The 18,806-nt window shown below is 55.5% G+C and carries 16 protein-coding genes; 8 read left to right on the forward strand and 8 right to left on the reverse strand.

Annotated features, from left to right (window positions below):
- Positions 1 to 23: 23 nt before the first annotated feature.
- From JFY74_04115 to JFY74_04125, 3 genes are read right to left on the reverse strand one after another with little or no spacing between them, the layout of a single operon-like run.
- Positions 24 to 929 (reverse strand): glucosamine kinase, encoded by a 906-nt coding sequence (locus JFY74_04115; GenBank protein QQG29257.1) that lies wholly within the window; start codon positions 927 to 929, stop codon positions 24 to 26.
- Positions 926 to 1,477, reverse strand: a complete 552-nt coding sequence (locus tag JFY74_04120; GenBank protein QQG29258.1) for a glucosamine kinase — start codon at positions 1,475 to 1,477, stop codon at positions 926 to 928. Before JFY74_04120 ends, JFY74_04115 begins: the two co-directional genes overlap by 4 nt.
- Positions 1,474 to 2,781, reverse strand: a complete 1,308-nt coding sequence (locus tag JFY74_04125) for a carbohydrate ABC transporter substrate-binding protein (GenBank protein QQG29259.1) — start codon at positions 2,779 to 2,781, stop codon at positions 1,474 to 1,476. Before JFY74_04125 ends, JFY74_04120 begins: the two co-directional genes overlap by 4 nt.
- Positions 2,782 to 3,348: 567 nt before the next feature.
- On the opposite strand from JFY74_04125, the gene JFY74_04130 reads away from it, so the two are divergent.
- From JFY74_04130 to JFY74_04155, 6 genes are read left to right on the forward strand one after another with little or no spacing between them, the layout of a single operon-like run.
- A complete protein-coding gene (locus JFY74_04130; GenBank protein QQG29260.1) occupies positions 3,349 to 5,811 on the forward strand; it encodes a hypothetical protein in 2,463 nt (820 codons plus the stop codon).
- 1 nt (position 5,812) lies between these two features.
- Positions 5,813 to 6,919 (forward strand): glycoside hydrolase family 88 protein, encoded by a 1,107-nt coding sequence (locus JFY74_04135; protein QQG29261.1) that lies wholly within the window; start codon positions 5,813 to 5,815, stop codon positions 6,917 to 6,919.
- A gap of 2 nt (positions 6,920 to 6,921) precedes the next feature.
- Positions 6,922 to 8,013: a sn-glycerol-3-phosphate ABC transporter ATP-binding protein UgpC gene (gene ugpC, locus JFY74_04140; protein ID QQG29262.1), complete on the forward strand. Its 1,092-nt coding sequence runs from the start codon at positions 6,922 to 6,924 to the stop codon at positions 8,011 to 8,013.
- A gap of 23 nt (positions 8,014 to 8,036) precedes the next feature.
- Positions 8,037 to 9,035, forward strand: coding sequence for a sugar ABC transporter permease (locus tag JFY74_04145; GenBank protein QQG29263.1), 999 nt, complete (start codon positions 8,037 to 8,039; stop codon positions 9,033 to 9,035).
- An 8-nt stretch (positions 9,036 to 9,043) separates the two neighbouring features.
- Positions 9,044 to 10,096 carry a carbohydrate ABC transporter permease gene (locus tag JFY74_04150; protein QQG29264.1) on the forward strand — a complete coding sequence of 351 codons (1,053 nt, stop codon included), beginning with the start codon at positions 9,044 to 9,046 and terminating at the stop codon, positions 10,094 to 10,096.
- The gene (locus JFY74_04155) at positions 10,096 to 11,133 is read left to right on the forward strand and encodes a LacI family DNA-binding transcriptional regulator (GenBank protein QQG29265.1); all 1,038 of its coding nucleotides are present in this window, start codon (positions 10,096 to 10,098) and stop codon (positions 11,131 to 11,133) included. The genes JFY74_04150 and JFY74_04155 overlap by 1 nt, the downstream gene beginning before the upstream one ends.
- Positions 11,134 to 11,238: 105 nt before the next feature.
- Here the strand turns inward: JFY74_04155 and JFY74_04160 are convergent, their stop codons facing one another.
- From JFY74_04160 to ssb1, 3 genes are all read right to left on the reverse strand, one after another.
- Positions 11,239 to 11,697 carry a GNAT family N-acetyltransferase gene (locus JFY74_04160; protein ID QQG29266.1) on the reverse strand — a complete coding sequence of 153 codons (459 nt, stop codon included), beginning with the start codon at positions 11,695 to 11,697 and terminating at the stop codon, positions 11,239 to 11,241.
- A 377-nt stretch (positions 11,698 to 12,074) separates the two neighbouring features.
- Complete coding sequence (locus JFY74_04165) at positions 12,075 to 12,557, reverse strand: hypothetical protein (protein ID QQG29267.1); 483 nt, start codon at positions 12,555 to 12,557, stop codon at positions 12,075 to 12,077.
- 84 nt (positions 12,558 to 12,641) lie between these two features.
- The gene (gene ssb1 / locus JFY74_04170) at positions 12,642 to 13,199 is read right to left on the reverse strand and encodes a single-stranded DNA-binding protein SSB1 (GenBank protein ID QQG29268.1); all 558 of its coding nucleotides are present in this window, start codon (positions 13,197 to 13,199) and stop codon (positions 12,642 to 12,644) included.
- Positions 13,200 to 13,525: 326 nt separating this feature from the next.
- Between ssb1 and uvrA the strand changes: the two genes are divergently transcribed.
- Together uvrA and JFY74_04180 are read left to right on the forward strand one after the other, a co-directional pair.
- Positions 13,526 to 16,360, forward strand: coding sequence for an excinuclease ABC subunit UvrA (gene uvrA, locus JFY74_04175; GenBank protein ID QQG29269.1), 2,835 nt, complete (start codon positions 13,526 to 13,528; stop codon positions 16,358 to 16,360).
- A gap of 15 nt (positions 16,361 to 16,375) precedes the next feature.
- The gene (locus JFY74_04180; protein QQG29270.1) at positions 16,376 to 16,795 is read left to right on the forward strand and encodes a YjbQ family protein; all 420 of its coding nucleotides are present in this window, start codon (positions 16,376 to 16,378) and stop codon (positions 16,793 to 16,795) included.
- Positions 16,796 to 17,230: 435 nt separating this feature from the next.
- Here JFY74_04180 and cas6f read toward each other — a convergent pair whose 3' ends face one another.
- Both cas6f and csy3 read right to left on the reverse strand, forming a co-directional pair.
- Entirely contained in the window at positions 17,231 to 17,785 is a 555-nt protein-coding gene (gene cas6f / locus JFY74_04185) for a type I-F CRISPR-associated endoribonuclease Cas6/Csy4 (GenBank protein ID QQG29271.1), read from the reverse strand.
- 9 nt (positions 17,786 to 17,794) lie between these two features.
- On the reverse strand, positions 17,795 to 18,805 hold the full coding sequence (gene csy3, locus JFY74_04190) for a type I-F CRISPR-associated protein Csy3 (protein QQG29272.1): 1,011 nt from the start codon (positions 18,803 to 18,805) through the stop codon (positions 17,795 to 17,797).
- Position 18,806 lies beyond the last annotated feature (1 nt).

The following is an 18,806-nucleotide window of genomic DNA, read 5'->3' on the forward strand; positions in this document are numbered from 1 at the left end:
GGTTGCTGGTCGAACCCAAAGGACTAGCGGTATAGCGCATAATCATGACAGGCTATCAACCGTGCGCCGTCGAGTGCATCGCCCATCGGGGCGGCGAGTTGGGATTGCCACTCGTCCGGTAGCCACGGACGAATATGTAAGCCGATGCTGCCCATGAGCGACAGGCGGGGAGGCGTATGGCGTGCCACGGCGGCCAACAGCAGGCCGATTTCGCTGGCTGTCTGCGTGAGTAGCGCGTAAGAAACAGTATCGTCCTGCTGAGCGCAGTCAAATACGTGGCGGGCGAACTGCGCATAGTCGCCCGGTTTCGCCTGCTGACTAAACGTTTGTAGTGCGTCGAGTGTGTTCGCGGCCTGCGCGGGCGCTACGCTGGCAGAAAAGAAATCGTCGATGCGTTGACTGAGCGCAGACGGCGCGCACCAGCCTTGCAGCACATCGTAGGTATGTTGCAGCGCCGCTAGCCCAAGCCGTGCGCCGCTGCCCTGATCGGAAATCGGGAATTCATGGCCGCCGTAGGCGGTAATCGTCCTGTTTTGCCACGCCAGCCCGCAAGAACCCGTGCCGGCAATCACTACGCCCGCATCTTTCCCTTGGTTGACTGCCAGACAGGCGCCCAGCGCATCGGTATTGAGTACCTGAGCGGCGTAAGGATGCGGCAGTGCAAGAAAGGCATCATAGGCGGCGCGGTGTTCTGCGCTGGCGAGTGCCAGCCCGACTTTCAGCCGTGATACGTCATCCGGTGACAGTCCGCTGTGCTTCAACGCCTGTGCGATGGCGTCGTCCACTGACTGACGTACGTTCTCCACGCCGAGTAGCAGATTGGCGCGACCGCTGTGTCCCTGTCCGAGCGGCGTGCCATCCGCCTTATAAATGCGTGCCCGACAGCCTGTTCCGCCGCCATCCACACCGGCATAGAGCCATGTCGTCATGATGCGCGTGCTCCAGAATCCAGATAGGGAAGGCAGGCAACCGCCAGATCGCCGCTGAGGCTGACGGCTTCAGTCTGCGAGTCCGGCAGGCTGCTGAGCAGCAGAGCCAGTTCACCTGCGCAGCGGGCCAGCAGTTGCACCGCAAGCGCATCCTGCGGGTGCGCCAGCACAATTTTCCCTAGCGTGCTGTAGTCTGCGGCCTGCGCCTGTTTTGACCAGTCGATCACCCGATCGATATGCTTATCGAAGTGCAGGAACAGTGCTTCACTGAGTGGCGTCAGTGGGGTGATGCCCTCAACAGCCTGAAGCATCTCTTGCACCGCCCACAGCCCCAGCCGCGACAGGCTGGCTGGGTTGCCGATGGGAAAGCTCTCGCCGCCGCGACAGGTCAGGAGGCCGTCATGCCAGTGCAGCAGCCGGGTAAAACCGCCGGTGACCAGCAGATAGCGGCTTTGCCCCGGCCAGCGCTGTTCACACAACGTGCTCTCCTGCGCCCGATCAAAGGGGCGATCGCCATCAATGCCGATCTCCCTCAGTTGCCCTTTCACGGTGTGTTTTTCCGCTGTTGTTGATTGGTCGCGATCGTTTCGTTGAGGCGCTTCACATCGTTGGACGTCAGGCGCAGATACTCATCAAACGACACCTGATCGTTCAGGTATTGGGTAAAGCGCGTCAGGATGATGGGGTACAGTTCGTTCGCGCCCAGACTTTCCATGCGTTCCCAATCAAAGACGTAAGACGGGATCTTTTTGATCTCTTCACGCGCGGTGTTCAGGCCGTCGATCACGTGCTTATCTTTGGTCTGGTAGTGCAGATCGGCAATATCTGCGCCGACGATGATATTGAAGCGCTCGGCGATCTCACGTTGCAGCGGTTCGCTGCCCAGCCATTCCATGAATTCGGCGACTTCCTGCGGGTGTTTGGTGGTGGTGAACGGCATGATGAAGGTTGCGCCACCCATCGAAATACACTTCTCTTTGCAAGGTGCGGGCAGCACTTTCCAGTCAAAACCGTCGCCAATCTGCTTACTGAACTGGTTCAACAGCCAGTTGCCGGAGAAGTAGGTCACGATGTTGCCGTTCACGAAATCGTCCGCCATGCTCTTGTACTGACCGCCGCCCGCCGCGCCCCACATTTCACGCGGGAACACACCTTCGTCCGACCAGCGTTTCAGATCTTTAATCCACTGCTGTGCCGCCGCATCCGGGAAGTTGATCAGCCCGTCTTTATCGTAACGTGCGCCATAGGAATAGGCGGGGCCGGAGAAGCGGAAACCGCTGCGGTCGATGGTGAAGGGAATATGCACGCCGGTTTTTTCTGCGACCAGCTTCGAGGCTTTCATCAAATCATCAATCGTGTAGCCCGGCTGCGGTAGCGGAACGCCCGCCTGCTCAAACAGCGTCACGTTAACGAACGGCAGGTCGGCGGTCCAGGAAGCGACAAAGCCCGGCAGCGCATCCGCTTTATGCACGCCTTTCACACGCATGATTTTTTCGATGCCAGCGCTGTAGCGTTTCTCAAAGGCGGCGGGATCTTTCAGGTAGGGACGTAAATCCAGCGTATAGCCGAGCAGCCCCATTTGCGTGGTTTTGGCAATATCCGGGCCTAAGCCTGCCGCTAGCTGCATCGGCAACTGCGTTTGCAGCGCGTTATAGCCAGTGCTGACGAAATTCACATCAATGCGTTCATTACTTTGAGAGAAGGATTTAACTTTCTGCTCCATGAAATGCACTAATTCGGGATCGTCGTCACTATATAAAAATGTTATTTGCGTTTTGGCAGCTAACGCGCTGTTGCCGAATAACCCCAGTGCAAGGGCGGAAAAAAATAACGCGGTGTTGGGACGCATCATAAACATCTCCACATCATAGGTTTGATTAATGTCTGAAATACCCTGGCGTTGGCGACGGGTTTTATGCTCGTCATACTTCAAGTTGCATGTGCGTTGGCTGCGCTCAGTCACCCGAATCACTTACTTGTGTAAGCTCATCGGGATTCCTTCTCTTGCCGCCTTCCTGAAACTCGAATTATTTAGAGCATATTTCCTTTTGGTGGTTTATTTCATTTTTTATTAATGCAAATTTGCATTCATCTGTCATTTTCATTATGCAATCATGGACAGAACCCTGATTGATTTATGTGAAGCAGGTTAAAGATATTTTAAATGTTGATTTAAATAAAACATATTTGTGATATTAATCACATATATAAACGCGATAATCTTATTTATTAATGCGAAATGTCAATAAATGAATGCAAATGACAATTTAATGCAAATTTGCATTCTAATTGCGATATCACAGTGCAGGGAATGACCCGCTGCCCTAAATATTGGCAGGGTGTGCACAGCGAAAGTGCAAATAAGTGCCGCCATACATTTTCGTTATTTTATTTTTCAACGCCGTAAACAGGATTCCGTATGAATATCGGTTGGAAATTAAAGAAGAACGGCGTCATTAATCGGTTTCTCATCACCGAGTTGACGGAAAAACGTTATTTCGCCGAGCCGGATACGCTGCCGGATAAGGTGAATTACCGCTTTATTAACGGTTTTGTCGATGTTGGTGTGCTGCCCTGTCGCGTGCGTTTTTTGCAGGAAGAGGCAAAGCGCGAAGTGGCGTTACCCGAAGATCTTCATTTCCCGCTGATGTGGAGCGGCGGCGATGAAAGCCGCAGCGTGAATTTCAGCGATTTCTGGCCGTGTCCGGTTCACGTTCAGCGCTTTGCTCGCTGCGCGATCCACAGTGACCGCGCGCAGACGGCACCGTTTACGCTCAGCACCTGCGGCGGTGTTACGCTGTGGCTGAACGGTGAGCCGATTACCCGTTTTACGCCGTTTACCCGCAACACCGAGCAAACCTGTGCGATCTCGCTGCCGTTTAGAGCGGGGCTGAACACGCTGGTGGTTCATAGCGAAGAGTTGTGCGAGCGCGATACCGACTACCTGTTTAGCCTGTGCTATCAGGGGGAAGACACGCTCTTCTGGCAGCTTGATGAAGACGCGGCGCTCAGCGAACAGCTGACCGCGCTGGATAGCTGGGTGAACGGGCTGACGCTGGAGAATAACCTGATCCAACCGCCCGTACTGGTGCTGAATAGCTCGCAGCCGCTGCCGGAATCCGTGACGATGGCGCATCGTCTGATTGGCAACGTCAACGAATCCGTCCCCGCATGGCAGCAGAAACAGACGCTGCCTGCCGGTAATCTGGGCTGGCAGGTGGATTTACCCAACGTCTTAGTCGGTTATTACGATCTGGTCTGCGCTGCGACCTGCTACGGCATTACGCTGACGCGGACCCTCAGCTTTGGGCGCTTGCCATCGCAAACGATGCCTGCGCTGCCGACATTAGCGGCGCGGCGTGAAGCGGTACTGCGTCATACCGCGTTACACGGTTTTGAGCGCCTCGGTCGGCTGCTGGCGATTGTCGAAACCGGTGAGGGTAACGATGCCGCCGCGCCGATTCTCAACAGCGCATTGCAGAAAATCAGCCGTCGTGAAGACTGTGCCGATTTCCAACTGGTGCCGCTGATTTGGCTGTGGCAGCGCTATCAGGGACAACAGTTGCCGCCGCAGGACTGGCGGCGCGTGCGTAGCGCGATTCTCGGTTTCCGCTACTGGATTGATGAGCCGGGCAACGACACCATGTGGTTCTGGAGCGAAAACCACTGCCTGTGCTTCCACGTCGCACAATATCTGGCCGGACAAAACTTCCCGGATGACACCTTTCCGTGCAGCGGTCGTCGCGGGCTGGAGCAGAAGGCGATGGCTCACGGACGCCTGACTCGCTGGTTTGATTCCATTCTGGAACACGGTTTGGTGGAGTGGAATTCAGCGGCCTATTATCCCATCGATCTGATTGGGCTAGTCGCGCTGTACGAACTGGCGCAGGACGCCGATCTGCGCGAGAAATCCCGCGTGGTGATCGACCGCATCATGCTGATGACAGCGTGGGTACATCAGAACGGCGTCGCGGTTGGCACGATGGGGCGCGCCTACGATAAAGAGTTACGTTCCGGCATGTTGACCGAGTTGTCCGGCCTGTGTGCGCTGATGTGGGGCGAGGGCTGGTTGATTCCGCACTGTGCCGCTCTGCCGCTGCTGTGCCTGAGCGACTATCAGCCACCGGAAGCGACGAATCAGATTGCACACTGGTCATTACCGCATGGTACCGAAGCGCGTTGGGTGCAGGGGCTGAACCGCAGCGCCCGCATCATTGCCTGGAAGCAGCGCGACGTGGCCTTTTCTTCCGTTTTCGATCATCACCCCGGCGAGCATGGGCACCAGCAGCATCTGCTGGATGTGCGGCTGGGCACACACTATGCCGCCCGCCTGTGGGTGAACCACCCCGGCGAAGATCGCCCCGACGGCGTACACCGTCCTTCTTACTGGGCGGGAAGCGGGCGTTTGCCGCACCTGATGCAACATCGTAATCGTGCGCTGATGGTGTTCGATCTGCGACAGGATATCCGCCCGTGGACGCACCTCTATCTGCCGCAAACCGCGCTGGATGAGGTCATCGTTGAAGACGTCTGGTGCTTCGTACGCGGCGGCAACGGCTATGCCGCGTTTCATAATCCCGCCGGATTGCAGCCGTTTGCGACCGCAGGCCAGCAGGCGGAAGGCGAACTGCGGGCGTATGGCGAGCAGAATGTCTGGTTCGTTGCCGTGGACAGCGGCGATGGGGCAGAAGGATTCGCCGCATTCGCTGACCGCTTCCGAGGGCGTTCGCTGATACAGGACAGCGACGGCGTGCGTATCGACGATCCCGATTATGGCGAACTGGCCTTTAGCCACGCGGCAGGATTCAGCGTGGCGCAGCAGCCTTTCCTTTTCCCCGACGATGTCCCGGTCGTCCCGCAGTTCAACATAGGAAACCCATGACATGCAGACAGGTTCACTTAACCGACAACAAACAGAAGTGCTGCTGGCGCAGGTGGCGCGGGCATTTTGCCGCCTGAAGGCTATCGACAGCGTGACGCAGGACGATGCGCCGGATGCCGGACTGACGATTCAATTCGAAGAGTGGGATTGGGAAGTTGGCGTCGGGCTGTACGGCTTCTGGAAGCTGGCGCATCTGACGCAGGATGACACCATGCTGACGACGCTGGCGAACTGGTATCAGCAAAAGCTGGATGCTGGGCTGCCACCGCGCCAGATTAACTCGACGGCACCAATGCTGGTGCTGGCCTTGCTGTGTCAGGACAAGCCGGATGCGCCCGCGCAGTGGCGCGAAACCGTGAGCGACTGGGCGGACTGGCTGCTGCACTCGCTGCCAAAAACCGAGGATGGCGGCTTCCAGCACACAGTAAAAGAGCGGCCGAATACCGGACAGCTGTGGGACGACACGCTGTTTATGGCGGGTCTGTTTCTGGTGGTCGCGGGGAAACTACTTTCCCGCCGCGATCTGATCGAAGAGGCGGAATACCAGCTTGTCACGCACGCACGCTATCTGGCCGATGTGCGCAGCGGGCTGTGGTATCACGGCTGGACGTTTGTTGGTCGTCATCACTATGCCAATGCGTTCTGGGGACGCGGCAACGCCTGGATCACGCTGGTGCTGCCGGAAATGCGGGTGCTAGCGGAGGATCAGCTGTCCGCGCCGGTACTGCGCACGCTGGAAGCGGTTCTGGAACAGCAAACGACAACGCTGGCGCGCTGCCAGCATGACTCCGGCCTGTGGCACACGCTGCTGGATGACCCAGATTCTCCGCTGGAGACGTCTGCCAGCGCGGGATTCATTGCCGGGATTCTGACGGCGCGGCGGCTGGGGATGCTGCGCGACTTCCCGCAGGACGTATTGGAAAAAGGCTATGCCGCCGTGGTGGCGCAGATTGACGCGCAGGGCGTGGTGCAAGGTGTCTCGGACGGCACGGCGATGGGACATGATTTACAGTTCTATCGCGATATTCCCAATGTCGCTGTGCCTTACGGGCAGGCGCTGGTCATGCTGATGTTATTGGCACAGTTAGATTCTGTTTGCGAGGGCTGACAATGGCGAGTCTGGAACTAAAAAACGTCCACAAAAGTTATGGTGCGGTGAGCATCATCAAAGGCGTGGACTTAACGATTCATGACGGCGAGTTCATGGTCTTTGTCGGCCCGTCGGGTTGTGGAAAATCCACGCTGCTGCGCATGATTGCCGGGCTGGAAGAGATCAGCAGCGGTGAGTTGTGGATCGACAACCGCAAGGTGAACGATCTCACGCCAGCAGAGCGCAAGATTGCGATGGTGTTCCAGTCTTACGCGCTCTACCCGCACCTCTCGGTGCGCAAGAACCTCGCGTTCGGGCTGGAGAACCTGCACTTTCCTAAAGACGAAATCATCCGTCGTATTGATGAGGCTGCCCGCATGCTGGGGCTGGAACCTTATCTGGATCGCCGACCGCGTGCGCTCTCGGGTGGGCAGCAGCAGCGTGTGGCGATTGGTCGCGCTATCGTGCGTGAACCCGACCTGTTCTTGTTTGATGAACCGCTCTCCAATCTGGATGCCAAGCTGCGCGTGCAGACGCGCGGCGAGCTGTCCCGCCTGCACCAGAAGCTGCGCACCACCATGGTTTACGTGACTCACGATCAGGTGGAAGCGATGACGATGGCGCAGCGCATTGTGGTGCTGAACGCTGGCCGCATTGAGCAGGTTGGTACGCCGCTGGAGCTGTTCAATCGGCCGAAAAACAAATTTGTCGCGGGCTTCATCGGTTCACCGCGCATGAATATGTTCCCAGCGCAGGTTGTCGCCACCTGCGCGGACGGCGTCGACGTGCAGTGTCCGTCCGGTAATCGTCTGGTGTTGCCGTTTATCGGCACCGTTGGGCAGAACGTCACGCTCGGCATTCGTCCTTCACACTGTGAGCTGGTGGAGGAAGGCGAGGGGATTGCACTGTGTGTCGATCGCTGCGAGATGATGGGGCATGAAACCTTTATCTACGGGCGAATGGGCGGCATTGACGATGAGATGATTGTCCATCTGGCGCAGCACCGCGAGTTCGCCACGGGTGAATCGGTATTCGTCCGCTTCCCGCCAACATACTGCCATCTGTTCGATGGCAAAACGGATGACACATTGCCGCGCTGTACCGAGCATTAATTATCGCGACGGGAGAGGACGACATGAAAAAGATTGCCTTACTGCCCGCAGGATCGCTGATCGATAAGCTGGTGACGCCAGTGGAAAAAGCGGTGAATCTGCTACAAAAACTCGGTGGCCGCAAAGTGATGCCGTGGTTTTTTATCGCGCCGAATATGCTGCTGTTCGCCGTTTTTGTCTTTATTCCGATTCTGCTGGCGGTGTGCTACGCCTTTACCGGCGGCACCAATATTCTGCTGTGGGAACGCCCCTACGTTGGCGTGGATAACTTTTCCACGCTGCTGAGCTGTGGCAACTACACTGAGCCATCCACCTGTGAGCAGGATCTGTTCTGGACCGGTGTATACAACACGGTGTCGTTCACCTTTTTCAACGTGCTCTGCACGCTGCTGGTGGCGCTGGTGACGGCACTGATCCTCAACCGCAAGATTATCGCCCGTGGCTTTTTCCGCGCCATGTTCTTCTATCCGGTACTGCTGTCGCCGGTGGTCGTTGGCCTGATCTGGCAGTGGTTCCTCAATCGCAACGGTTTGCTGAATCTGGTGCTGTCGTCGTTGGGTGGGCAGCCGATTACCTTCCTGCTCGATCCGACGTTTTCGCGCTTCTGGGTGGTGTTTGTCTCTGTCTGGTTTCACGTCGGGTTTTATACCTTGATACTGCTGGCCGGATTGCAGGCGATCCCGCGTGATATATACGAGGCGGCGGCGGTGGACGGCACCTCGCGCTGGCGTGGTTTTTATCGCCTGACGTTGCCGCTGTTGGCACCGAACATTCTGGTGGTGGTGATTCTGCTGACCATCAACAGCGTGCAGATCTTCGATGAAGCCTGGGTGCTGACCAACGGCGGCGGCCCCGGCACGGCCAACAGCTTTATCGTGCAGTACATCTACCAGACCGCCTTCTCGTCGAATGCCTCGCTTTACGGGCTGGCGTCGGCGGCGTCGGTGCTGATGGGCGTGGTGCTGATGATTCTGACGGCATTGCAGTTCCTGCTGACGCGTCGGCTGGAAGGGAAAAAATAACGGGAGCCATGATGAAAATAATCGCATTTCTCACCCGTACCCGTCATCCGGGGCGTATCCATATTACGGATATTATGAGCTGGGTCTGGCTGGTGGTGGGTACGCTGCTGGTGATGATTCCGGTGATGTGGGCGGCGATGTCGTCGTTTAAGACGCCAGCAGAGATCAACCGCTTTCCGCCGAGTTTTCTGCCGCAGGCGGCGGATACCGTCACGCTGCCGGAGTACCCGAAGCCGCTCGAGCTGTGGCAGGTTAAGCAGGAAGACGGCGAAGCGAAAACGATGGCGCTGGTGCGTCGCATCGGGCTGATTGCACAGCTGGTGAACCCGGATGCGCCGAGTGAAGTGGTGCGTGTATCGACCAAAGATCTGGTGCCGATGAAAGCGTTGCATCTGGAGACGGAGAACTACACGACGCCGATAACGAAGTTCCACTTTGCTACCTACCTGAAGAACACCGTGTTCGTGACGGTGATGGCGACGTTGCTTACTCTGCTGCTCAGTTCGATGGCGGCCTTTGCGCTGTCGAAATACGAGTTTCGCGGGCGCGGTACGGTGCTGACGCTGTTTCTCTCTACGATGATGATTCCGCTGTCGGTGGTGATGGTGCCGACGTTTCTGGTGGTGATTGGCCTGAACATGGGCGATAACCTGTGGGGCGTGATTATTCCCACGGTGGCAACGCCGACCGGCGTATTCCTGCTGCGGCAATACATGCTGACGATCCCCGATGAGCTGATCGAAGCTGCGCGTATCGATGCCGCCAGCGAGTTCCGTATTTACTGGAAGATCATCCTGCCGCTGACCGCACCCGCGCTGGCGGTGCTGGCGATCTTCTCAGTTATCTGGCGTTGGAACGACTTCCTCTGGCCGCTGATCGTCCTCTCCAGTCAGGACAATTTTACGCTGCAAATCGGCCTGAATGCGTTTCAGGGGCAGTTCTCGGTGCAATGGCACTATATACTGGCGATGACGATGCTCTCGCTTCTGCCGGTGACGGCGGTGTTCGTCTTCCTGCAAAAATACATCACGACGGGGATTGCCAACACGGGGATGAAATAATGGCGACACTCAAGGATATTGCCGACCGCGCTGGGGTTTCCATCAGCACGGTTTCCCGCGCGCTGAACGGGACGGCACCGATCAGCGCCAAGGTCAGGCAGCACATCATGGCGATTGCCACCGAGCAAGGCTATCCGCTGCATAAAGTGGGCAAAGCGGCCATCGCGCAGACGGAGCCGCTGCGCCACATTCTGCTGGCGACGCCGCGCAATCTGATGCTGGAGAGTGAGTACAATCTGGTGTCGCTGACGCTGATCAACGCCCTAAAAACGCTCTGCCTGCAACGTAATATTCAGTTGCGTCCGTTTCTGGGGGAGCACGACACCATTAACGAACAACAGCTGTTGCGTGAGCTTCAGGGCGGAAAAGAGAGCGGCATTCTGATTGTGAATGACGATCACCCGACGTTGCTGAACGCCGTGGCGGAAAGCGGGATTCCGGCGGTGCTGATCAACGGTGAAGATCCCTCAATGCGCTTGAGCAGCGTGACGCCCGCCAATCACTATGCGGCAGCAGCGGGCGTGCGTTACCTGATCGAGCAAGGACATACGCGGATCCTGCATCTCACTTGGACGTCGCGTATGACGATCAAACAGCGCGAACGCGGCTATCGGGATGCGCTCGCGCAGGCGGGCATAGCGGTGGATGAGGATCTCATTCTGTCGCTGCCGGATTTCCATCCGCGTACCGCGCGCGATGCACTGCTGCGCTGGCTGACGGCTAACCCCGACAGGCTGGGCGTCACCGCGATTTTCTGTGCGGCGGACAATCAGGCTATCGGTGTGATCGACGCGCTGTATCAGCACGGGCTACGCGTGCCGGAGGACATTTCCGTCATGGGCATGGACGACATTCTGCCGTTCGACATGCTACCCGTTTCGCTCACCACGGTGCATTTGCCGTTTGAGACCATCGCCCGCGCGGCGCTACAGCTGCTGGCACAGCAAATGACGCCTGCACAGGCGCTCGGTATTGCCCAGCGTACTGAACTGGCTGGGCAGGTGGTGGTGAGGGAATCGGTGCAGCGGGTGGGGTAGGCGGGCGTTATTTACAGGGAAGTTTCACCCCGCATAAGCACTATAGTTTCTGCATAAGTACTATTTTTATGCACAAATACTATGTTTTATGCATAAATACTATAGTTAAAGCGGCATTCTATATTCGATAACACCGGGTTTTTCCGCGACCCAATCATAAAGTCGCTGGGCGGTTTTATTGGTTTCCTGAGTATGCCAATACAGCCGATCGCAGCTTTTTTCCTGTGCCTGTTCTCTCACGTATTCAATCAGTTTTTTGCCAACGTTTTTACCGCGAGCGGTGGGGGTAACAAACAGATCCTCTAAATAACAATAAGAGTTTACTCCCCATGTTGAATCGTGAAAAACAAAGTGCACTAAACCAATAATGTGCGACCCTTCCCGCGCCACGGCGCAATACACGGGAATCTCGGCGTTAAAAAAACGATCCCAAGTGACTTCCGTGACCTCATCGGAAAGCTGCACCTTATAGAATTCCTGATAACTCTTCCAATAGGGCAGCCACTGCGCGTGATCTTCTGGCTCAACGGAATTAACAATAATTTCTTGGTCTGTATTCATCATTTTACTCTCATATTATCGTGGATAAGTGCTGGCAATCAGGCTGATATGTACCGGAATAAAATAGCAATCAAATAGACGGATGTTCCCCTCCACTTATTGATAATAGAGCAGACCAATTCGTTTAAATTCCCACGTTCTGAGCCTGAACAGGCTGTGGGTTTTGCCGTAGTGTTAGCGGGATGTTATGGTCATATCCCACGTTTGGTCTCCGGTGCGTCAAGTGAAAATGAATGCAAACGGCTTTATGGCGGCAGGTTATTTCGCAGAATGGAGGACGGCTATATGGTGTTTATCCATACGGCGGATTGTCGTACAGGTAGCCTGTGCAGCGGGCGGAATAAATTTTAAATAAAGAAAATGTAATCGGTGTTATTACATTATTTCATGCCAAAATTAAGTGGTGGTAATTCACCATGTGATTCCATATAGTTTTTGATAAGTTTGTACTCTAATGATTTCGGTTCATCAAGTGTGGAGAAATAAAAGTCGATAACAATCTCATCTTGATGTTTATGGTGGGAAAGAAAATACATAATCCTGATATTCGTTTTTTGTGTTCTTAGCTTAAGTTTTTCATATAAATCAACATCAGGAGTGGTCATATCTGATTGATGATTGTAGTTATTGAAACGTTTTCTGAAACTATCGGTAGTGCAACCTATCTTTAATATGGGGCTGGTTCCTATTAATCGAGGGATCGGATGCTGTTGATATCGGATAACGTAGGCACCAATTTCTTCAGGGAAACCAGAAATATCAATTTTTTTCCTCTCTCGGGTTTGCGAAGAATATCCATTGCTATTTTCAATCAGAATTAGCGGTAGTGTCAGTGTTGGCACATAGTCAATATTTTTGTTCATGGTGTTACGAGCTTTCCATGCAAAATGGCCTGAATATTCAGGCCATTAAATAAATATATCAGTAATTATTCTAACTAACGCAAATTAAAACGGAATGTCGTCGTCGAAATCCATTGGCGGTTCGTTGCTTTGCGCTGGAGCATTGCTTGTAGAGGAATGGTTCTGTGCTGGACGCTGTTGAGATTGCGCGCCGCCGCTGAACTGGTTGCCGCCCTGCGGCTGCTGAGGTTGGCCCCAACCGCCTTGTTGCTGACCGCCACCTGCGTTACCGCCTGCTGGTGCGCCGCCGCCCTGGCGTCCACCCAGCATCTGCATGGTGCCGCCGACGTTAACGACGACTTCGGTGGTGTAGCGCTCTACGCCAGCCTGATCGGCCCATTTACGGGTTTGCAGTGCGCCTTCGATGTAAACCTGAGAGCCTTTGCGCAGGTATTCGCCCGCGACTTCTGCCAGTTTGCCGAACAGCACGACACGGTGCCATTCGGTCTTCTCTTTCTGCTCACCGGTTTGCTTGTCACGCCAGCTTTCCGACGTAGCCAGCGTGATGTTGGCAACTGCACCACCATTCGGCATATAGCGGACTTCCGGGTCTTGACCCAGATTCCCGACAAGAATCACTTTATTAACGCCTCTGCTGGCCATGCTCGTCTCCTGATGAATCGGTAGATTTATTTTCTAAGTCTAAACGATCAATCTTACCATGTGGAAAACTCTCTGTCATACCTGCGAAATGGCTTCAGAAATGAAAGTAATATTTGCAGCGTTTGCAAGGTAAACGGATTTAATACTGGATATCCATTCAGTTTTTTTTATGGCAAGCTATCCCTGCTTGCCACCCTATCGGGCCGTCGCAAGCGACGTTAAAAAATGCGTCCGGCATTTTTTTTGTGCCATAATTGCTCGTTTCGTACCGGTTCTCTCCGTTCGAGAGGCGATGACAAACCGTTTTTATTCCGGGAAGTGTGTGAATGGATAAGATCGAAGTTCGTGGTGCTCGTACCCATAATCTCAAGAATATCAACCTGATAATCCCTCGTGACAAGCTGATCGTCATCACCGGTCTGTCTGGTTCGGGTAAGTCATCGCTGGCGTTTGACACGCTGTATGCCGAAGGGCAGCGGCGCTATGTGGAATCCCTCTCCGCCTACGCCCGTCAGTTCCTGTCGCTGATGGAAAAACCGGACGTCGATCATATAGAAGGGCTGTCGCCCGCCATCTCTATCGAACAGAAATCCACCTCGCACAACCCGCGTTCTACGGTCGGGACGATTACCGAAATTCATGACTACCTGCGTTTGCTGTTTGCTCGCGTGGGTGAGCCGCGTTGCCCAGAGCACGATGTGCCACTGGATGCGCAAACGGTCAGCCAGATGGTGGACAACGTGCTGGCGCAGCCGGAAGGCAAACGCCTGATGCTGCTGGCGCCGATTGTGAAAGATCGCAAAGGCGAACACAGCAAGACGCTGGAAAACCTGGCGTCACAGGGCTATATCCGCGCCCGTATCGACGGCGAAGTGTGCGATCTGTCCGATCCGCCGAAGCTGGAATTACAGAAAAAGCACACTATTGAAGTTGTCGTTGACCGGTTTAAAGTGCGCGACGATTTGGCGCAGCGGCTGGCGGAGTCATTCGAAACCGCGCTGGATCTGTCTGGTGGTAGCGTGGTGGTCGCGGATATGGACGACCCGACGCAGCCTGAACTGCTGTTCTCGGCGAACTTTGCCTGTCCGGTGTGTGGCTACAGCATGCATGAGCTGGAACCGCGCATGTTCTCGTTCAATAACCCGGCGGGCGCGTGCCCAAGCTGTGATGGTCTGGGTGTACAGCAGTTCTTCGACCCGTCCCGCGTGGTGCAAAATGCCGAGCTGTCGCTGGCAGGCGGCGCAATTCGCGGCTGGGATCGCCGCAACTTCTACTATTTTCAAATGCTGCGCTCACTGGCGGAGCACTACAAATTTGACGTCGATGCCCCGTTTGAAAGCCTGAGCGCCGCGGTTCAGAAAGTGATTCTGTACGGCTCCGGTAAAGAGAACGTCGAATTCAAATATATCAACGATCGCGGCGACACCTCGATACGTCGCCATCCGTTCGAAGGCGTGCTGCACAACATGGAGCGCCGTTATAAAGAGACGGAATCCACGGCGGTGCGCGAAGAGCTGGCGAAATTCATCAGTAACCGTTCCTGCGCCAGCTGTGGCGGAACGCGTCTGCGTGAAGAAGCGCGTAACGTGTTTGTCGAGCAGACGACGCTGCCGCAGATTTCCGATATGAGCATCGGCCATGCGATGACGTTTTTCCAGAATATGAAGCTCAGCGGGCAACGCGCCCAAATCGCCGAGAAAGTGCTAAAAGAGATCGGCGATCGACTCAAGTTTCTGGTGAATGTCGGGCTGAACTATTTGTCACTCTCCCGTTCGGCGGAAACGCTGTCCGGCGGCGAGGCGCAGCGCATTCGTCTGGCGAGCCAGATCGGTGCCGGACTGGTTGGCGTGATGTACGTGCTGGATGAGCCGTCTATCGGCCTGCATCAGCGTGATAACGAGCGCCTGCTGGAAACCCTGATTCACCTGCGTAATCTGGGCAATACCGTCATTGTGGTTGAGCATGATGAAGACGCGATTCGTGCCGCTGACCATGTGATTGATATCGGCCCCGGCGCGGGCGTGCATGGCGGGCAGATTGTCGCAGAAGGCACGATGGAAGAGATCATGGCGGTGCCGGATTCGCTGACGGGGCAGTTCCTCAGCGGTAAACGCAAGATTGAAATACCGAAGCAGCGCGTGCCTGCGGATCCGACCAAAGTGCTCAAGCTAATTGGTGCGAAGGGCAACAACCTGAAAGACGTCACGCTGACGCTGCCGGTTGGGCTGTTTACCTGCATCACTGGTGTGTCGGGATCGGGCAAATCCACCCTTATCAACGATACCTTGTTCCCACTGGCGCAGCGCCAGTTGAACGGTGCAACGCTGGCAGAGCCTGCCGCGCACCGCGAGATTCAGGGACTGGAGCATTTCGATAAGGTGATCGATATCGATCAAAGCCCGATCGGTCGTACGCCGCGCTCTAACCCCGCAACCTACACCGGTATTTTCACGCCGATTCGTGAACTGTTTGCTGGCGTGCCGGAAGCCCGTACCCGTGGCTACAATCCTGGCCGTTTCAGCTTTAACGTGCGCGGCGGGCGCTGTGAAGCCTGTCAGGGAGACGGTGTGATTAAGGTGGAAATGCACTTCCTGCCGGATGTCTATGTGCCGTGTGACCAGTGCAAAGGCAAGCGCTATAACCGCGAAACGTTGGAGATTCAATACAAAGGCAAAGGCATCCATGAAGTGCTGGATATGACCATCGAAGAGGCGCGAGAGTTCTTTGATGCCATTCCGGCGCTGGCGCGGAAACTGCAAACGCTGATCGACGTCGGCCTGTCCTACATTCGCCTTGGGCAGTCGGCCACCACGCTATCCGGCGGGGAAGCGCAGCGTGTAAAACTGTCTCGCGAGCTGTCGAAACGTGGCACCGGGCAGACGCTGTATATTCTCGACGAACCGACAACCGGCCTGCACTTTGCCGATATTCAGCAGCTTCTTACCGTTCTGCATCAGTTGCGCGATCAGGGCAATACCATCGTGGTGATTGAACACAATCTGGATGTGATTAAAACGGCAGATTGGATTGTCGACTTAGGGCCGGAAGGGGGCAGCGGCGGCGGGGAAATTCTGGTCTCCGGCACGCCGGAAACGGTAGCAGAGTGCGAAGCGTCTCACACTGCGCGCTTCCTGCGACCTATTCTGGCGCGTGAAGCCTGATAGCAGGGGACTCCGATGTGGACGCAATATGAAATCCGCCTAAAGCCGAAAAGCAGAGGCTTCCATCTGGTGACCGACGAGATACTGGCGCAGGTCACCGCACTGCGCCAGATAAACGTCGGGTTGATGCAGATATTCATCAAGCACACCTCGGCGGCGCTAACGATTAACGAGAATGCTGACCCCACGGTGCGGCAGGATTTCGAGAGTTTCTTTAATCGCTTGGTGCCGGAGGATGAACCGTACTACCGCCATACGTATGAAGGTAGCGACGACATGCCCGCGCACCTGAAAGGCAGCCTGCTCGGCAACAGTCTGACGATCCCCATCACCAACGGACGCCTGAACATCGGCACCTGGCAGGGCATCTACCTGTGCGAACACCGCAACCACGGCGGCAGTCGCTCGCTGGTTGTCACGCTCAACGGGGAATAACTCCACGAAATGCGTCGCGCCAGCGACGCATCCCGATAAGCATCTAGCTGCCTGTACGGCAGTGAACACTAGCCGTTTTTCGCGAGTCCGCCGCCCCATTTTCTAAGCTACCTGTGCGGCAGTGAACGCACCATAGCCAGCAAGCGCTACTCTTCCATTTTCTAAGCTGCCTATGCGGCAGTGAACTTTAGAGTCGTGAAATCATTGCTCGCTGGGCTTTTCTAAGCTGCCTATGCGGCAGTGAACATTGAATGACATAACACGTTCAGAAACGGGCATTTCTAAGCTGCCTATGCGGCAGTGAACCGTTAAGGTTTTACGCTAACCACCAGATTGTTAAAGAGAATATGGCTTTTTTGGCGCAAAACCCTTTTTTATTAGGGCGACCAACTGCAATTAAAAATCAATAGCTTGCAGTTGGCCGCTAAAAAAGGGTTAGAACCACGGAACGGTGGCTTCTGCGCTTAAACCGTAGGAAGAGAAGCGGCCAGCGACAGGGATGTCCTGTAGCGGGCCATGTTCCACAAACACGAAAAACATCTGGCCGTTGGACAAGCTTTTGATTTGCACAAACGGCAGTGCGCTGCGTTTTTCCACCGCGTCGGGAATCCGTGCTGCGGCTTCCGCTTCCGTCAGCCAGCCTTTGCTGACTGAGCGTCGGCGCAACCGTTCGGCGCTGCTCTTGAGCTGAACGCGGCGCACGGTGCGAAATTTCACACCGTTAGGTACGGCTGTACACGCAGAAACCTGCGTGTAATCCCGCAATCCTTTCAGCCAGGCCGTTTGCTTCAGTGTAGAGAGCGCCTCTTTTGTACCGTGCAGCCGCAGGCATTCCCCCAGCGTTTTACCCACTTGGGGAAAGCTGATCCCAATCTTGCCATCCGCCACCTGTCCGAGCGCCCGGTGCAGTTTGGCAAATAGCGCGTTCAAGAGCTGCGAGGCAGTGAACTCAGGATCGGGTTGGACGCGAATATCAATGTAGTGATCCATACCGCCACCTTATTCGCCTTTTTCACCAAACACACCGCCGCGAATCAGCGTGGCGATCACATAGTGCTGCTGCTCCGGTGCAGGAACATCGCCTTTAATCACCCAGTTATCCAGCAGCGTGTAAAAATCCATTTTATCTTTGGGCTGGCGGTAGGCTTTACCTCGGCTGGTCACGGAACCGTAAGGCTCGACGGCAATCGGGCCTGCTTCATCGGCGGCGGGATACCAGTCATCAACGGTGCGCAGCGCGTTACCGATTTTCTGCGAGTGAATGGCGGCGACGTCATTCACCTGATAGAGAATCTTGCTCTTGCCGTTACGCGCTTTTTCATCGAGCACCAGTTCCTGAGAAGGGAAGACTTCCTGCCCGTTGCCGAGCTGTACGTAGGCTTCCACGGTGAAAAGTGCCGAGGCGTCACCCGCCAGCCCTTGCTCAATCGCCTGTGCTAATGCGGCAAGGTCACCCGTTGGCTGGCTGAATTGGCGCAGCGAATAGTCTTCACCATTGAATTCCCAACGCAGCTCGCCTGTGGTAACCACCACGCGAATGGCTTCCGCCCCGACGCGGTTGCGCCACACAAAACGACCGTTTGCGATGTTCTCCGCATAGCGTGCCGCCAGTGTGCCAAAACCTTGATCCTGAGCGTATCTGGTGATGATGCTACCCAGCGCGGTTTGATAGTCCTGATCGTTACAGACCGAGGGCTGCGCCAGATTACCGAGTACCCGCAGGGTAAACACGACTTTCAGGGTATCGGCTCCGAAGGGAAGGGCGGCAACGTCTACGGTTTGCAGGTTGGCTTTCTGGATTTCTGCATCCAGTTTGGCTGGGTCGCTGGTGAGGGCATTTTTCAGGCGGTTGGAGATCGTCCCGCGCACCGATTTCTCCTGAATGGCAATCGGCGTCCAGTTATCCTGCTGCGCCCAGTTACCTGCGTACATTACCGCGTCCGAATTCGCCAGCTTGCGTTCAAAAGCCAGTACCGATGCAGTTTTTAAACTTGTTGGTGCTTTTGCCATG

Origin of the sequence: Pectobacterium carotovorum, assembly GCA_016415585.1 — a bacterium.
Lineage (GTDB): Bacteria > Pseudomonadota > Gammaproteobacteria > Enterobacterales > Enterobacteriaceae > Pectobacterium > Pectobacterium carotovorum_K.

Coding starts and splice junctions, on each gene's coding strand:
- cas6f (QQG29271.1), bottom strand. CDS start 17,785: ATGGATCACTACATTGATATTCGCGTCCAACCCGATCCTGAGTTCACT.
- JFY74_04130 (QQG29260.1), top strand. CDS start 3,349: ATGAATATCGGTTGGAAATTAAAGAAGAACGGCGTCATTAATCGGTTT.
- JFY74_04165 (QQG29267.1), bottom strand. CDS start 12,557: ATGAACAAAAATATTGACTATGTGCCAACACTGACACTACCGCTAATT.
- uvrA (QQG29269.1), top strand. CDS start 13,526: ATGGATAAGATCGAAGTTCGTGGTGCTCGTACCCATAATCTCAAGAAT.
- JFY74_04160 (QQG29266.1), bottom strand. CDS start 11,697: ATGATGAATACAGACCAAGAAATTATTGTTAATTCCGTTGAGCCAGAA.
- csy3 (QQG29272.1), bottom strand. CDS start 18,805: ATGGCAAAAGCACCAACAAGTTTAAAAACTGCATCGGTACTGGCTTTT.
- JFY74_04115 (QQG29257.1), bottom strand. CDS start 929: ATGACGACATGGCTCTATGCCGGTGTGGATGGCGGCGGAACAGGCTGT.
- JFY74_04155 (QQG29265.1), top strand. CDS start 10,096: ATGGCGACACTCAAGGATATTGCCGACCGCGCTGGGGTTTCCATCAGC.
- JFY74_04180 (QQG29270.1), top strand. CDS start 16,376: ATGTGGACGCAATATGAAATCCGCCTAAAGCCGAAAAGCAGAGGCTTC.
- JFY74_04135 (QQG29261.1), top strand. CDS start 5,813: ATGCAGACAGGTTCACTTAACCGACAACAAACAGAAGTGCTGCTGGCG.
- JFY74_04150 (QQG29264.1), top strand. CDS start 9,044: ATGATGAAAATAATCGCATTTCTCACCCGTACCCGTCATCCGGGGCGT.
- ssb1 (QQG29268.1), bottom strand. CDS start 13,199: ATGGCCAGCAGAGGCGTTAATAAAGTGATTCTTGTCGGGAATCTGGGT.
- JFY74_04125 (QQG29259.1), bottom strand. CDS start 2,781: ATGATGCGTCCCAACACCGCGTTATTTTTTTCCGCCCTTGCACTGGGG.
- JFY74_04145 (QQG29263.1), top strand. CDS start 8,037: ATGAAAAAGATTGCCTTACTGCCCGCAGGATCGCTGATCGATAAGCTG.
- ugpC (QQG29262.1), top strand. CDS start 6,922: ATGGCGAGTCTGGAACTAAAAAACGTCCACAAAAGTTATGGTGCGGTG.